A 16,691-nucleotide genomic window follows, 5' to 3' on the forward strand; every position below is an offset into this window, starting at 1 on the left:
CGCCTCTGTCCCTCCAACGTTACTCAGGGCGGGTGTCCAGAGGGCGCAGCGCCTTGGGGCCCTCCCTTGGAAGGGAGGGTTTGGGTGGGTTCGAAAAAGCTTTTAAGCTTTTAACTACATGTTTTTAATAATCTCGTTAGCAAACTCAGAACATTTAACTTCAGTAGCGCCATCCATTAGGCGTGCGAAGTCATAAGTAACTGTTTTATTGTTAATGGAAGTTTCCATACCTTTGTAGATAAGGTCAGCCGCTTCTTGCCAGCCAAGGTGCTCAAGCATCATAACGCCGGAAAGGATAACGGAACCTGGGTTCACAAGATCTTTGTCCGCGTATTTTGGAGCTGTGCCGTGAGTAGCTTCGAAGATAGCATGTCCAGTCAAGTAGTTGATGTTAGCGCCTGGAGCGATACCAATTCCGCCAACTTGTGCAGCAAGTGCATCTGACAAGTAGTCACCGTTCAAGTTAAGTGTAGCAATTACGTCGAAATCAGTTGGACGTGTAAGAACTTGTTGTAGAGCGATGTCAGCGATAGCATCTTTAACGATGATTTTGCCAGCAGCTTCTGCATCAGCTTGTGCTTTGTTAGCAGCGTCTACGCCTTCAGCATCTTTAATGCGGTCGTATTGACCCCATGTAAATGTTTGCTCAGCAAATTCTTGTTCAGCCACTTCATAGCCCCAGTTTTTGAAAGCTCCTTCAGTGTACTTCATGATGTTACCTTTGTGTACCAAAGTAACCGATTTTCTCTCGTGCTTGATTGCATATTCAATCGCAGCGCGTACGAGACGTTTCGAACCTTCAGCGGATACTGGCTTGATACCGATACCAGAAGTTTCAGGGAAACGGATGTTTTTAACGTTCATTTCTTTTTGCAAGAACTCAATTACTTTCTTCACTTCAGCAGAACCTTCTTGGTACTCGATACCAGCGTAGATATCCTCAGTGTTCTCACGGAAAATAACCATGTTAACAAGCTCAGGACGTTTAACTGGAGAAGGTACACCGTCGAAGTAACGAACTGGACGAAGGCAAGTGTATAGGTCAAGTTCTTGACGAAGTGCTACGTTAAGGGAGCGAATGCCGCCACCGATTGGCGTAGTCAAAGGTCCTTTAATAGCAACGATGTATTCACGAATTGCAGTTAGTGTGTCAGCTGGCAACCACTCACCGTAGTTATTGAAAGCTTTTTCGCCGGCAAATACTTCGTACCAAGCGATTGATTTGGAACCGCTGTATGCTTTCTCAACAGCTGAATCAAGAACACGTTTTGCAGCGCGCCAGATATCACGGCCAGTGCCGTCACCCTCGATGAAAGGGATAATTGGGTTGTTAGGAACTTGAAGAACACCATTGTCAATCGTAATTTGCTCGCCTTCAGTTGGTAATGCGAATTTTTCGAAAGTAGCCATGAATAATTCCTCCTAAAAGTTTTGTGGTTTTTGATAATAAGCGATTACTTAGCGATTATAAAACAAAACTTACTTCGTAAGCATCAACTTAGTTTTGTGGTTTTTGATAATAAGCGATTACTTAGCGATTATAAAACAAAACTTGCTTCGTAAGCATCAACTATTCCTCAGAAAGGAGAACAAGCATATTGCCTGCTCTCATTATAAGAATATAAATTACGTTTTACTATTAACGTTGTTCAATTGGAATGTACTTCGCATTAACTGGTCCAACATAGTCTGCACGTGGACGAATTAATCGGTTATCTTGATATTGCTCAAGAATATGTGCACTCCAGCCGGACAAACGGCTAATTGCAAAGATTGGTGTGAATAGATCACGTGGAATTTCTAGTGCTGTGTAAACGGATGCAGAGTAGAAGTCAACATTTGGCTTCAGACCCTTTTGGCCAGTTACAAGCTCTTCAATTTTCACGGACATTTCATAAAGTTCCATGTTGCCAGTTAGCTTACCAAGTTCATGGGACATCTTTTGCAAATGTTTCGCACGTGGATCGCCGTTTTTGTAAACGCGATGTCCGAAGCCCATAATTTTCACTTTGTTAGCAAGTGCATCGTTAATGAAAGATTCTACGTTTGCAAAGGAACCGATCTCCTCAAGCATAACCATAACCGCTTCATTAGCTCCGCCATGAAGTGGCCCCTTCAAAGCGCCGATAGCAGATGTAACGCCGGAATAAATATCTGATAGCGTAGCAACTGTTACACGCGCTGCAAAAGTTGAAGCGTTAAGCTCGTGATCCGCATGCAATACTAGTGCTTGATCCAATGCTTTAACTGCTACTTCTGCTGGCTCGTTGCCAGTTAACATATATAAGAAGTTATGAGAGATTGAGACGCCCTTTTTGGGAGCAACGGGCTCTTTTCCTTCACGAATACGAGCAAAAGCAGCAATTACAGTTGGGATTTGCGCCTGTAATTTAATCGCTTTCAATTGATTCGCTTCTGGGGACATGTCGTTTGCTGCACCGTCGTATAATGCAAGGCTGGACACGGCTGTACGAAGAGCAGCCATTGAATTCGTATCTTTTGGATACAACTTCATTTGTTCAAATACTGCACTAGGAACCTCTGCATATTGATCAAGTTTCGTTTGCAGCTCATCTAGCTCGGAACGATTTGGTAGTTTACCATACCAAAGTAGGTAAGCAACTTCTTCAAAAGAAGCATTCTCTGCAAGATCATCAATATCAATGCCGCGGTATGTCAGCACTCCGTCAATTATCGAACTTATGGACGACGCTGCTGCGACAATTCCTTCAAGACCCTTTGTTGCTGTCATCGTTCTCTCTCCTTTATACTCGAAATAATTAATATCAATGTATAGTAGCGGAATTATATTGTCACTTTTCAATCATAAATGATTTTGCCAGTTAAGCCAACAAAAACGGACATAAAATTGCTTTATCGGCATCATTGATATTTTAAATCGCTTATGTAAATAGACTTTATTTTCACTTGTATTCACCAGTTATCTCGACAGGTAATTATTCCACAAAATAGGGGACAATATACTTCGTGTAACCGCATTGTATATGTTAGAATGACCAGAAGACTACTGGCATCAACTGGATGCCGCACCGGAGGTTAACGATGACAAGTCAACGCATAGGAATTATCGATATTGGTTCCAATTCTATTCGACTCGTCGTGTATGAGAGAACCGAAAATGGTGCTCATCGAGTTGTAGACGGCAGTAAGCGTTCAGCAAGATTAAGTAGCAAGATAGATGATAATGGTGCTCTTCCAGGGGACGCTATTAATGAACTCATTGATACGCTCAAACACTTTATTCGGATATGTTCTCTTCATGCAATAGATCGTATAAGAGCAGTTGCTACAGCAGCCATTCGAAATGCAACTAATCAACCCTATATTTTAAAAAAAATTAATAAAGAAACGGGACTATCAATTGAACTGCTATCAGGTAAAGAGGAAGCTGAATATGGTTTTCTCGGCATGATTAATTCTTTACAGGTGTCGGAGGGGTATCTCATCGATATCGGCGGCGGGAGTACGGAGGTGTCCTTGTTTCGTAATCGGATATTGTTACAGACCATTTCACTCCCATTTGGTTGCGTAAGTTTGAATCAAAAGAATGATGCCAAAGAGCAAATAGACACTAAAAACTTAGAGTCTATTGAAAAGCTTGTTTTAGGAGCGTTAAAGCAACATAAATGGATTTTTCATGCGCCCAATTTGCCTCTTATTGGTGTTGGAGGTACAGTTCGTGCATTAGGAAAAGTACATCAAGCTTTGAACAGTTATCCGTTAGCTCAAACCCATAATTATAATATTGAAGGTTCACAGGTAGAGAATTTATTTCAATTAATGCTAGCATTGCCACTCGACCAACGACGAAAATTACCTGGCTTGTCCAAAGACCGTGCAGATGTTATCGTTCCTGGTGTAGCAGTACTTCGTGCTATTTTCCGAGCAACACGAGCTTCTCATTATAAAATTTGCGGGGCAGGTTTGCGTGACGGTCTGTTTCATGCTACCAGGTTTCCTAACCATTCTAAACAAGACAACCCATTAACGTTCAGCCTGTCTAATTTAAGCGCTCTGCATACAGAAGCACCAAGGCAACATGTCAAACAAGTGAATCGACTAGCTAAACAGCTTTTTAATGAACTTTATGTTCATGAGCAGATTGATCCTGCAATACGTGTTCTATTGGATGCTGCATCTCAACTTTATCGAATCGGTGCATCAATCGATTATTATGACTACGCAAAACATTCCTTTTATTTGATCATCCATTCCCATCTGAATGGACTGTCTCATCGAGAAATCGTCATGACTGCTGCAATTGCATCTTTTAAAAGTAAAGGGCGTGCGAAAGAGTTATTAGCGCCATATCGATCACTTATAACGATTGCTGATCTTGATCTTATTTGCAAACTAGGGGTATTGCTTCAACTTTCAGCAGCATTAGATCGAAGTGAATCTCAATCAATTAGACAACTTGCCATCAGAATAACAGGTAATCACTTAATTCTTCTACCTCTACATCCTAGAGGATCTCTCGCAGTCGAGATCCACGAGGTGGAGGAACTTGCTTCTGATTTCAAAAAACAATGGGGCCTCTCTCCTATACTGAAACAATACGAGGGCCATACCTAAACATGGCCCTTCCAATATGGAATATGTCCCGCTTCAAATTGACTTCGGAATGGTTTATCTGATTCTTTTCTAACATGCTCATAAAGTCCACTAGGTTTTAGCTCCCTCGCTTTTACATTATCGTTCAAATTCAACTTTAACATCTTGATGAGCATATTCCTCAGATCTGGATCAAATACAGGACAAATGAGCTCAATACGCTTCAACAGATTGCGAGTCATCCAGTCTGCACTCGATAGATACACCTCTTCTTCACCATTATTGTGAAAATACATAACTCTGGCATGTTCCAAGTAACGATCGACGATGCTGATTACTTTAATGTTATCGCTTCGCCCCGCTAGTCCCGGACGTAAGCAGCACACACCTCTCACGATCAATTCAATTTTCACACCCGCAGCAGATGCCTCATAAAGCTTATCTATCATCTCTTGATTAGATAACGAATTCATTTTGGCAATAATATGTGCCTTCCGCCCGGCTTTTGCATTTATTCGTTCACGATCAATTAGACGATACAATTTATCTTTCAAATCAGTAGGTGCTACTCCAAAAGCTTTCCACTCATATGGTGACGAATAACCTGTTACTTCGTTAAAAAGTGCTGATGCGTCCCCCCCAATAGTCGGATGGGATGTGAATAACCCAATATCTGTATACAATGTAGCCGTGTTATCATTATAATTCCCAGTACCTACATGGACATATCGTCTAAGCGTACCTTGTTCTCGGCGTACGACTAACAATATTTTCGCATGCGTCTTTAATCCAACCAATCCGTAAACGACATGGCAGCCAGCCTTCTCTAGCTGCCTAGCCCATGCGATATTTCGTTCTTCATCAAATCTCGCACGCAGTTCAACGACTACTGTAACTTGTTTGCCAGCTTCCGCTGCTTTCGCCAAAGCTTGCACAAGTGCTGATTGACCACTTACGCGGTATAATGTCATTTTGATCGCTAACACTTCAGGATCGTATGCAGATTGCAACACAAAGTCATTGACCGCTTCAAAAGACTCATACGGATGGTACATTAAAACATCTCGATTACGAATAACCTCAAACATATCATCCGATTCATCGAACTCTCTTGGATAAGCGGGCTCTAACTTCTCATAACGTAAATTGTCATGTCCGGGCAAACTATTCACAAATCGAAGCAAAAAGCTTAGATCAAGCGGTCCATTAATCTCGAACAAATTATCTTCAATTTCTAACTCTTCGCGAAGTGTCTCAAGCGCTATCGGATGCATGCCTTTAGCTACTTCCAGTCTAACTGGATTACCCCAGCGTCGTCTTCGTAGCTCCTTCTCGATCTGCTCCAGTAGATCTTCTGCACCTTCTTCATTGATTGTTAAATCTGCATTGCGAGTCAAACGGAAAGGATGTACAGAAAAAGGAGCATAACCATTAAATAACGTATCAATAAATTGCTCGATTACATCCTCAAGCAAAACAAATTCTTGTTTTTTGTTATTAAGTCGACCAGGCACAGGGACGTATCTCGTTAAAATCGAAGGCACTTGAACGATCGCAAACAACGTTTCTTCTTCCTCCGCTTTAAGATCGCGCTTTAGCAATACGGCTAAATAGAGCTCTTTCGTATGAACGAGAGGAAATGGCCTGCTTCGGTCAACTGCCATTGGAGTAAGCACAGGATAGACGATTTCATGAAAATAATCCGAAACAGCTTTTTTCTGCGTCTCATTAAGGTCCTTTATTTTATTAATGACGACGTTTTCTTTCTCAAGTGAACGGACTACATCACGAAATGTACTGTACTGATCCGAGACCATACTAGTCGCACGTTTAATAATTCTCTTCCATAAGCCAGCAGGTGTATAGCCAGTAAAATCAGTCTTCGTAAGCCCCGCTCTCTTCTGATCCTGAATGCCAGCTACTCGTACGCTCATAAATTCGTCTAAATTGCTAGAAACAATTGAAAGAAACTTTGCGCGCTCAAGTAGTGGATTACGCTCATCCTGCGCTTCTTCGAGCACTCTTCGGTTAAACTCTATCCAGCTCAAATCCCGGTTAACGTATTGAGATATTTGCTTGGTCATATGTTCCTCCTAAAGTGTTTGCGAAGCAAACACACTTCGTAAGCATTAGCTTAGGTTTACGAAGTAAACCTTGCATCGAAAGCATAATCTTAGTGTTTGCGGAGCAAACACACTTCGTAAGCGATTCAATATCATTGAAATGAACGCTAGTAGATCTATTAGACTATTTCTCTTTTATCGCCTTATTATCTAATTTTAATCTTTAAAATCTTTTAATTGTAAAATTTCCGTTTCGCATCCTTTTCTCAAGCCACTGTAATACCATATGTCGGATAAATGGTCTTGTGATAGGCAATAACATTACTATCCCAATTAGATCACTGAAGAACCCCGGCGTTAATAACAAAAGGCCACCTAATAACACACAAATTCCATCGATCAGTGCACGGCCTGGCATTTGTCCAGCTTGCATTTGCAATTGTGCTTCCATCCATACTTTACGTCCTTCTGAACGGGCCAAATAAGCTCCAAGAGCACTCATAACGATAATGATTAAGAAAGTATTCCAACCGCCTATCCAATCACCAACTTGTAATATCCCCCATAACTCAATAACGGGTATGATCAGGAATGCTGCAAGTAACCACTTATACATCGTATTCCCTCCTCAATAAATGAATGCAAAATATACATTTCAACCTATTACTTTTCGCAAATTAGTGAATACAACTCCGGCATAACTTTGCTTAAGCGTGTAGGCTGCCATTCTGAATTAACCCATACATGCTTCGTTCCACCCTGGACCAATAACTCACCTGGTAGCTGCTCATCATAACTTATTTCTGAAGAAACAAAATCTTGTTCTTCTACTCGTCTTATTTGTGACTCAAAGGTTATACGTAGAGGTGTACTCTCTGCAATTCGAGTACAAACAACCACCCTATCATCATACCTCGCAGGTACTGTATAACGGCATTGTAAATCGATGACAGGAAGGAGTAATCCTTTATTCTCTATCGTTTTATAATCAAAACCTTTATGTCTAATCCATTCCGTACGTCCAATTTCAAACCAGGTTACATAATTACCATGAAATACGACACCCATTTGATCCGTCTCTTGATAGCGTACCCTAATAGGATGCAAATACCATTGACTAGCCGACATAATCAAACCTCCTTACTTTACAATTAATTAAATACGAATTCATTAACCATTATAATTTAACAAAAAGCGACGGTGAGATCACCATCGCTTTTTGTTTGTACATATATAGTTGTTTACTGATTGTTAGATAACTTTGGATTGACCAGAGTAAATGACACCAGTTTCTGCATAAACGGTAACTTCCATTCCGTCTTTCAGAACATCTGTAGCTTTTTCTACTCCAAGAATAACTGGGATGCTTAGATTAAGTCCGCATACAGCCGCGTGGCTAGTAATGCCGCCTTGCTCAGTAATAACTGCTCCAGCTTTCTCGAATGCAGGCATATATTCTTTATCAGTGGAGATTGCAACAAGAATGTCGCCTTTTTCCATCTTTTCAATTGCTTCTTGTGGTGTACGAGCAACAACTAGTTTGCCCGTAGCCGTTTGGCTTCCGATACCTTGACCTTTAGCTAACAATTCACCAATGTGATGAATTTTCATCAAGTTTGTTGTACCAGAGTGACCAACTGGAACACCTGCTGTAATAACAACAGTATCACCAAGACTCAAAAGTCCAGTGCCCATAGCGCCTTTAACCGCGTTTTTGAACATTTCATCAGTTGTTTCAGCTTCTGCACCTTTAACCGGGATAACGCCCCAGCCTAAAGCTAGACGACGCATAACTTTTTCGTCTGTTGTAACAGCGATGATTGGCGCTTTTGGACGATATTTAGCTACCATGCGAGCTGTGAAGCCGCTTTGTGTAGACGTAATAATCGCTTTTGCATTCAAATCAAGAGCGGAGTTAGCAACAGCTTGGCTGATTGCTTCTGTAACTGAAGTTTGTTGTGCATTTGCTTGTTTCGTGAAAATTTCACGGTACTCAAGTGCATCTTCAGCACGCTCAGCGATACGAGACATCGTTTGTACAGATTCTACTGGATATTTACCAGCAGCTGTTTCGCCGGAAAGCATAATTGCATCCGTTCCATCTATAATTGCATTGTAAACGTCACTTGCTTCTGCGCGAGTTGGACGTGGGTTACGTTGCATGGAATCAAGCATTTGTGTAGCTGTAATAACCGGTTTACCAGCGCGGTTACATTTTTTGATCATCATTTTTTGAACAAGAGGAACTTCTTCAGCTGGGATCTCAACACCTAGATCTCCACGTGCAACCATCAATCCGTCGGAAACTTCAAGAATTTCGTCTAGATTGTCTACACCCTCTTGGTTCTCGATTTTGGAAATAATTTGAATGTGGCTGGAGCCATGTTTCTCCAATAGCTCACGAATTTCCAATACGTCGCTTGCTTTACGTACGAATGAAGCAGCGATAAAGTCAACGCCTTGTTCAATACCGAAAACGATGTCGTTTGCATCTTTTTCAGTAATACCTGGCAATGAAATTTTTACGCCTGGTACGTTAACACCTTTTTTGCTCTTGATCGGTCCACTGTTTACGATACGGCAATGAATTTCAGTTCCTTCAATCGATTCTACTGTAAGTCCAATCAAGCCGTCGTCAATAAGAACAGTTGATCCAGGAGAAATATCGTTTGGAAGATTGCTGTAAGTAACTGGGATACGAGTGCGATCACCCAAAATTTCTTCAGTTGTCAAAGTGATTGCGTCGCCCTGTAGAAGCTCAATCGGCTCTTCTTTCAATTTACCTAAGCGAATCTCTGGTCCCTTCGTATCCAAAAGGATAGCTACTGAAGTACCAAGTTCTGCATTAGCTTGTCTAATGTTTTTGATCCGGTTGCCGTGTTCTTCGAAGTCGCCATGTGAGAAGTTAAGACGACCAACGTTCATACCAGCTTGGATCAATTTTTTTGTGTTTTCCAGAGATTCACTGGAAGGTCCGATTGTACAGACGATCTTAGTTTTGCGCATTTTTAATTTCCTCCGATTAGTGCTCTAAATGTCATTTTTAAATATCTATTAATACACGGTTTCCATTAGCTTGTCCAGTGGAAACACATTTGTAAACATTATTACTTCAAAGTTGAGGCAGCTTCCTGTCCTTCAACCGTTGCATCTGCTGGTAAAACAGTAGCATTATCTGCACTTAAATTACCATTATCTACTTTCTCAATTACATTAGCCGCTACTGCTGGTTCAGCTATTTTGAAATAGCCAACCTTACGGAATTTGTTGTAACGGTCTTCAATCAATTGCTCTGCGTTCATCACAAGCAGTTCTTGTAGATGACTCCAAAGCCCTATTTTAATTTGTTCAGCTTGGAATTCAAGATCGCGATGTGCTCCGCCTTGAGGTTCTTTAATAATTCCCTCAATAATGCCAAATTCCAGCAAGTCCTTCGCTGTAATTTTCATCGCTTCAGCAGCTTGATCCGCTCTGGATGCATCCTTCCACAAAATAGAAGCTGCTCCATTTGGAGAGATGGCAGAATAAATCGCATTTTCAAGCATAAGCACTCGATTTCCTACACCAAGCGCAAGTGCGCCCCCGCTTCCACCTTCACCAATAACTACACAAATGATAGGCACACCGAAACCAGCCATCTCCCGCAAATTACGAGCAATCGCTTCCGATTGTCCTCGCTCCTCTGCCGTATTGCCCGGGTAAGCGCCCTTCGTATCAATAAATGTAATAATTGGTCGATTGAACTTATGTGCTTGTTGCATCATACGCAATGCTTTACGGAAGCCCTCTGGATGTGGACTGCCGAAAAATCTTGCAATATTTTCGCGAGTATCCTTACCCCGCTGATGGCCGATAACCGTTACCGGAACACCATTCAGCTTTGCAAGTCCACCTACGATCGCAAGATCATCCGCAAACAATCGATCCCCATGTAACTCCATAAAATCAGTAAATATAGCATTAATGAAGTCTAAAGAGGTTGGACGTTGATGATGACGGGCAAGATGCATCTTCTGCGCAGGGGTCAAGTCGCTATAAAGCTCTTCTTCGAGCTGTTTACAGCGCTCTTCCAGACGCAAGATCTCTTCTGAGAAATCGATGCCTTTATCAACACTCAAGCTTTTAAGTTCCGTAATTTTCTGACGCAATTCAGTGATTGGCTTCTCAAAAGGCAACTCATTCGCCATGGAACGATTCCTCCTTCACACAATGCATGTCAAGCAGTTTCGTTAGTGTAGCTTTCATATCCTTCCGATGAACAACCTTATCAAGCTGACCATGCTGAAGATTAAACTCCGCCGTTTGGAAGTTGTCTGGAAGCTTCTGACGAATCGTCTGTTCGATAACGATACGACCTGCAAAGCCAATCAATGCACCAGGCTCGGCCAAATTATAATCACCAAGACTCGCGAAGCTGGCAGATACGCCACCTGTCGTCGGGTCTGTGAATACAGAAATGTAAAGACCGCCTGCACCTTGGAATTTCGCTAATGCAGCACTTGTCTTAGCCATCTGCATTAAGCTTAAAATACTTTCTTGCATACGTGCCCCGCTGGAGGTTGAGAAGATAATGATCGGAAGCTTCTTCTCATGAGCTGCTTCAATCGCTCTTGTTATTTTCTCCCCAGCAACGGAACCCATACTACCTGTAAAGAAATCAAAGCTCATTGCTGCTACTACAACTGGGAATCCGCCAATCTTACCTTCTCCAGTAATAACGGAGTCTTTTAAGTTTGACTTAGCCTTTTGTTGTTCCAGCTTATTCGCATAGCCCGGGAATGAAAGAGGATCGATAGATTCCATCTCTGCATCGTATTCCGTTAGCTGACCGTCATCAAGCGTCAGTCCGATACGCTCCCAAGCATTCAGCCTGAAGTGATGCCCGCAAGACGAGCACACCTTTAAGTTTTTTTCCAATTCTTTGCTATACTGAATTGTGCCGCATTTGGAGCACTTATTCATTAAGCCTTCCGGAATATCGCGCTTAGTGCGCTCCGAAGGAATTGTTGCATATTTTTTCTTCGAAAATAAGTCCTTAATTTGCACGTTCGTGACACCTCTCAAGGCGCAATAATAAAGATCTTGTCATCAAGGGCGAATGATGGCGTTAAAGACTTCTTGCACTTCCTCAAGCTCGCCTGATGGAACTAAGATCTCAAATTGCTGTTTAGACAGATTAACGGGTCTGATCTTTACTAAAAAACCTTCATCCGTAAGCCGTTTCTTGATATTTTCAGCTATCTTTGCTGTTGGTGCGATATATATTACCGTCCACATCATGGTACCTCCTGAAAACTTTGCATTCGCAAAGTTCACCTGTTAAACTCTACTGAAGTCCCGCCAAAGGCCATATGATCTCACAATCATAACATAGTTATGGCGATTCCGGCAAATGATATTGGATAGCTTTGGGATCGCCATGAGCGATCCGAGCAGATGCCGCAGCTGCCAATCCTGCCACCAAATCATCAAGAAACACATGTATTTTCTCGCCTTTTACATTTAAACGTCGAATGATGCCCGGCTTCATTTTGTCTAAATAACCGAAGCTTGTCAGTCCAATCGTACCATAAACATTTGTAATGCCAAGAGCTAGCGTTTCATCTACTCCGTAAAGAGATTCATCACTCTCCATTATGGATTGAAGCGGCTCCGGAAGCAATTTTTGTTCCGCTAATTCATCTAATGCTATTCCCGTATAAAGGGCATATTGAACCTCGCGCTTCTCAAGAACGGCTCTAACGCTTAACCCACATTCCTCTATTGTTAAATCCGCGTTATAAGGATGCTGTAGTGTAAAAACAATCTCTGCAATTTCATCAATAGTTACACCACGTCTTTCGAGCCATTTCTCTATTCCGTTCACGGGTATCATTCCTCTCGTGCCTGTCTGTACCTCTATGCATATGCTTGAACAAGCTATAATGTGCATAGAAATTCAATCAGTAACGAAAGCTTTATTTGATTACAACCGTCCCATCACCTAGCAATTCCTCTATCGCTTTTAGCAATTGAGGAGCAGGTGTTACGCGATGACTGTCACTTAGCGCAATTAGTTTGTTGCCATTCTCATAAAATAAAGCTGAATCTAGTGTTCCCGGGTAGGTTAGAAGCAGTTTCTTCAAACGATTAAGCACAGCTGCATGTTCTTTATCAGCTGTAATCTTAATATAGATTCGTTGACGCTTCAGACCTGGCGATAATCCCGTTTTGCCAGCTTCTTTTACTAATGCATCGTTGGATCTCGTCAAACGATTTCCAGTTCCTGCACTTGCAACGTTTTCGGGGCTTGCCTGCGTCTCGCCAGTTGGCTGTTGCGTTTTTGGAACGTTCATCCGTGCAGATCTTGCTTTCGCACTTTGACGAAGACGACGTACTTGGGCAGCCATATTTTCCAAAGGACCAGTAAATGGAACTACATCTTCAACCAGTAACTTATAATCATCATCTTGTTGCTGAACGGTTGCTTGAACAATCATTAAACCGTCTTTTTCAAGCTTATGACCACATCGTTTCCAAACGGTTGGGAAAACAACTGCTTCGACGCGCATGATACGATCCTCTAGTTCCAAAAACCCCATCGCATTGCCCTTTTTGTTCGTAAAAGGTTTAAGCCCTGCAATCATCACTCCAACGATAGCTATTGTACCGTCTTCCACATCCGTAAGCTCTACTAATCGATCAAGATCAAGTCCTTCAAGCTGTGTCTCTACAGCATCAAGTGGATGTCCCGACAAGTACATCCCTAACAAGTCCTTCTCGAAATCCAGCTTCTGCGCTGTAGTGAATGGACGTATATCCGGCAACTCAACATCCCAGTTCTGTACCTCTTCAAAACCGAACATCTCAATTTGCAGCTCTTCGCGCTCTTTTCTCCACTTTTGTGCAACTTCTACCGTTTCATCGAGCGCTCCGAGTAATTGTGCTCGATGTCCTGGCAACGAATCACAAGCTCCCGCTTGAATGAGTGACTCCATGACACGTTTGTTCACGACCCGTAAATCTACACGTTTAGAGAAATCAAGTAAACTCTCAAAAGGTTTCTCTTGTCTTTCTTTGAGTATCGCGTCAATGGCTTGAGAACCTACGTTTTTGATGGAGGCAAGTCCAAATCGAATGGCTTGACCAACAGGCGTAAACGATGTACTGCTTTCATTAACATCTGGAGGTAATACCGGAATGCCCATTCTACGGCACTCATCCGCATATTCCGCCGTTTTACGCATATTTCCTGTGACGGAAGCGAGCATGGACGCCATAAAAGGAACAGGGTAATGAGCTTTAAGCCAAGCTGTCTGAAACGCCAATACTCCGTAGGCAGCCGCATGTGCACGTGGGAAACCATAGTCTGCGAATCGAACAATCATATCGTAAACACGATTAGCTTCTTCTGTACTATATCCTTGCGTTAAGCTACCCTTTACAAAGTGAGCACGTTCTTCGTCTAGCACTTCCCGTTTTTTCTTCGAAACAGCTCTTCGCAGTAGATCTGCTTCTCCGAGTGAGAAGCCCGCCATAAGCGAAGCAATCTGCATAATTTGTTCTTGATAGACGATAATACCGTACGTATCAGCTAGAACCGGTTCGAGCGAAGGATGCGGATATTCTACAACAAACGTTCCATGTTTGCCGCCAATATATTTGGGGATAAACTCCATCGGGCCCGGACGATAAAGCGCAAGTACCGATACGATATCTTCAAAGGTAGATGGCTTCATATCTTTCAGCACTCTCCGCACACCTGCAGACTCTAGCTGAAAAATGCCTGTAGTATCCCCTTTCCCAAGCATCGTATATGTCTTAGGATCAGAATCACTCACGTTTCTGAAATCGATTTCTTTCCCAAACAATTCCTTAACCCAATCGAGAGTACGTTCAAGAATAGATAAAGTTCGCAAACCAAGGAAGTCCATCTTAAGCAATCCAACCGCTTCCAGATGTTCCATAGAATATTGCGTTAACGGGATTTGTTCGCTACCTGCCTGAAGCGGGACGTAATGAGTAAGCGGTTCTTGTGAGATGACGACACCTGCAGCATGCGTTGAAGCATGCCTTGGCATCCCTTCTACCTTCATCGCCATTTTTAGCATTGTATCTGTTTTGGGTTGGTTATCGGACATCTCTTTTAACCCACTGCCGCTCTTCAAAGCTTCCGCTAGCGTTATGCCTAGCTGATTAGGAATCAGCTTCGCAGCTTTATCTACCTCTTGGAAAGGTACATTTAACGCCCTTCCAACATCTCTCACCGCTGCCTTTGCTGCCATTGTTCCAAATGTGATGATTTGTGCGACATGTGCTTCACCATACTTAGCTGCAACATAAGCAATAACTTCGTCTCTTCGCTCGTCGTTAAAATCAATATCTATATCCGGCATAGATATCCGTTCTGGATTTAGGAATCTCTCAAAGAGCAATTTATACTTGAGCGGATCTACATCCGTAATTCGTAGCGTATAAGCAACAAGACTCCCTGCTGAGGAGCCCCGTCCAGGTCCAGTTCTAATTCCTCTTTCATGTGCAAATCGTACAAAGTCCCACACAATTAGAAAGTAATCACTGAAGCCCATACTTTCTATAACGGATAGCTCAAAGGCAAGTCTAGCTTCCGCCGTTTTCCGAAACCCCGCACCTTCTACCCAATCGTCCAAACCTGCATACCTTGAATTAAGTCCATCCAAGCACAATTCAGCCAAATATCGAGCTGAGCTAGTACCTGCTGGTACTGGCCTGAAGACTGGAAGTGCAGCCCGTCCTAATGTGAGCTCCAAATCACACTTATTTGCAATTTCAATCGTATGAGCGATAGCTTCTGGTACATGCCGGAATAACGAGGCCATCTCATCACCGGACTTCATATACAATTGATCCGTCATAATGCGCATTCTGTCCGTATCATCAACAGACTTTCCTGTGCCGATGCAAATAAGGACATCCTGAACAGCAGCATCCTCCGGTTGTAAATAATGAACGTCATTAGTTGCAACAAGCTTAATGTTCGTCTCTCTCGATAATTCGATCATAGCTGTTGCTACTTTCTTTTGATCCAGAATGCCATGATCCTGTATCTCTAAATAAAAATCGTCACCGAAAATTGTTTGATAACGTAATGCCGCTTCCCTCGCAGCTTCCTTTCGGTCATGCAGCAGATGTTGCGATACTTCTCCCTGCAAACATGAACTCAGACAGATTAGTCCTTCAGCATACTGGGCTAGCGCCTCCATATCCACTCTAGGTTTGTAATGAAAACCTTCCAAATGTCCTACTGAACATAACTTCATCAAATTACGATAGCCGGTTTCATTTTTGGCTAGCACAATGAGGTGATACGTTGGGTTATCTTTACGCGAGCCACCTTCAAAACGGGAGCCAGCAGTCAAATAAAGCTCACAGCCGATGATCGGCTTTATTCCATTTGCGCGGCAAGCGCGATAGAAGGGAATAGCGCCATACATCACACCATGATCTGTTAGAGCTAGCGCCTTCATCCCAAGTTCCGCCGCTCTAGCAGTCAGATCCTTTATACGGGCAGCGCCGTCGAGCAGACTAAATTCGCTGTGTGCATGCAAATGCACAAATGCCGTTCCACTCCTGCCATCCATCGTGTCCTTCATTCCCTTCTTGCTCTTGACTCATAAATGTTAAGTTACTGCTATTTTATCATAATTGGGTTGGACACGCCCATAGAATGGTAGAAAGCAATGGCGTTAGAAGGAGGATTACGATATGACTTATTTTTTGTCAAAAGCAGGATTGGACTTTTTCATTGCATTCGGAGTCGTTATAGGTGGTTCGATGCTTGCAGGACTGGGTTCGGTATTTATGTTACTGCCACCAGCGACTGTAATGCTTGATACTGCCATGAGATTAAAAATATGGGCCATCGTCGCTGCGATTGGCGGTTCTGTCGACCCTGTAAGAGTCATCGAAAGTAATTTTGTAGCAGGACAATTATCACCCGTTGCGCAACAGATTTGTTTTATAATGTTTGCGTTTCTCGGTGCCCATGTTGCCACTGAGTTGGTGAAATTAGTTTACAAGGGAGCCGTGTAACGT

At 42.6% G+C, this 16,691-nt stretch carries 13 protein-coding genes; 2 read left to right on the forward strand and 11 right to left on the reverse strand.

Annotated elements, in window-relative coordinates:
- Window positions 1–114 precede the first annotated feature (114 nt).
- Together icd and citZ are read right to left on the reverse strand one after the other, a co-directional pair.
- Window positions 115–1,410 (reverse strand): NADP-dependent isocitrate dehydrogenase, encoded by a 1,296-nt coding sequence (gene icd, locus I6N90_RS05315; RefSeq protein ID WP_197934422.1) that lies wholly within the window; start codon window positions 1,408–1,410, stop codon window positions 115–117.
- A 229-nt stretch (window positions 1,411–1,639) separates the two neighbouring features.
- Window positions 1,640–2,752 carry a citrate synthase gene (gene citZ, locus I6N90_RS05320; RefSeq protein ID WP_197934423.1) on the reverse strand — a complete coding sequence of 371 codons (1,113 nt, stop codon included), beginning with the start codon at window positions 2,750–2,752 and terminating at the stop codon, window positions 1,640–1,642.
- Between the two features lie 311 nt (window positions 2,753–3,063).
- Here citZ and I6N90_RS05325 point away from each other — a divergent pair, with 311 nt between their 5' ends.
- Window positions 3,064–4,596, forward strand: a complete 1,533-nt coding sequence (locus I6N90_RS05325) for a Ppx/GppA phosphatase family protein (RefSeq protein ID WP_197934424.1) — start codon at window positions 3,064–3,066, stop codon at window positions 4,594–4,596.
- On the opposite strand, the gene I6N90_RS05330 is transcribed toward I6N90_RS05325, so the two are convergent.
- The 9 genes from I6N90_RS05330 to I6N90_RS05370 form a co-directional block, all read right to left on the reverse strand.
- Window positions 4,593–6,659 carry an RNA degradosome polyphosphate kinase gene (locus tag I6N90_RS05330; RefSeq protein ID WP_197934425.1) on the reverse strand — a complete coding sequence of 689 codons (2,067 nt, stop codon included), beginning with the start codon at window positions 6,657–6,659 and terminating at the stop codon, window positions 4,593–4,595. The two genes, I6N90_RS05325 and I6N90_RS05330, sit on opposite strands and share 4 nt — an antisense overlap.
- Window positions 6,660–6,861: 202 nt before the next feature.
- Window positions 6,862–7,254: an FxsA family protein gene (locus I6N90_RS05335; RefSeq protein ID WP_197934426.1), complete on the reverse strand. Its 393-nt coding sequence runs from the start codon at window positions 7,252–7,254 to the stop codon at window positions 6,862–6,864.
- Between the two features lie 47 nt (window positions 7,255–7,301).
- Window positions 7,302–7,766 (reverse strand): acyl-CoA thioesterase, encoded by a 465-nt coding sequence (locus I6N90_RS05340; protein WP_197934427.1) that lies wholly within the window; start codon window positions 7,764–7,766, stop codon window positions 7,302–7,304.
- 123 nt (window positions 7,767–7,889) lie between these two features.
- Window positions 7,890–9,644 (reverse strand): pyruvate kinase, encoded by a 1,755-nt coding sequence (gene pyk / locus I6N90_RS05345; protein ID WP_197934428.1) that lies wholly within the window; start codon window positions 9,642–9,644, stop codon window positions 7,890–7,892.
- 101 nt (window positions 9,645–9,745) lie between these two features.
- Window positions 9,746–10,825: an acetyl-CoA carboxylase carboxyltransferase subunit alpha gene (locus tag I6N90_RS05350; protein WP_197934429.1), complete on the reverse strand. Its 1,080-nt coding sequence runs from the start codon at window positions 10,823–10,825 to the stop codon at window positions 9,746–9,748.
- Window positions 10,815–11,684, reverse strand: coding sequence for an acetyl-CoA carboxylase, carboxyltransferase subunit beta (accD, locus tag I6N90_RS05355; RefSeq protein ID WP_197934430.1), 870 nt, complete (start codon window positions 11,682–11,684; stop codon window positions 10,815–10,817). Before accD ends, I6N90_RS05350 begins: the two co-directional genes overlap by 11 nt.
- A gap of 42 nt (window positions 11,685–11,726) precedes the next feature.
- Entirely contained in the window at window positions 11,727–11,915 is a 189-nt protein-coding gene (locus tag I6N90_RS05360) for a glutamate decarboxylase (protein ID WP_197934431.1), read from the reverse strand.
- Window positions 11,916–12,012: 97 nt separating this feature from the next.
- Window positions 12,013–12,513 (reverse strand): phosphatidylglycerophosphatase A family protein, encoded by a 501-nt coding sequence (locus I6N90_RS05365; RefSeq protein ID WP_197934432.1) that lies wholly within the window; start codon window positions 12,511–12,513, stop codon window positions 12,013–12,015.
- Between the two features lie 82 nt (window positions 12,514–12,595).
- Window positions 12,596–16,249, reverse strand: coding sequence for a DNA polymerase III subunit alpha (locus tag I6N90_RS05370; RefSeq protein ID WP_232242540.1), 3,654 nt, complete (start codon window positions 16,247–16,249; stop codon window positions 12,596–12,598).
- A 112-nt stretch (window positions 16,250–16,361) separates the two neighbouring features.
- Between I6N90_RS05370 and I6N90_RS05375 the strand changes: the two genes are divergently transcribed.
- Entirely contained in the window at window positions 16,362–16,688 is a 327-nt protein-coding gene (locus tag I6N90_RS05375) for a YtrH family sporulation protein (RefSeq protein ID WP_197934433.1), read from the forward strand.
- Window positions 16,689–16,691 lie beyond the last annotated feature (3 nt).

It is taken from the genome of Paenibacillus sp. GSMTC-2017 (assembly GCF_016019935.1).
Lineage (GTDB): Bacteria > Bacillota > Bacilli > Paenibacillales > Paenibacillaceae > Pristimantibacillus.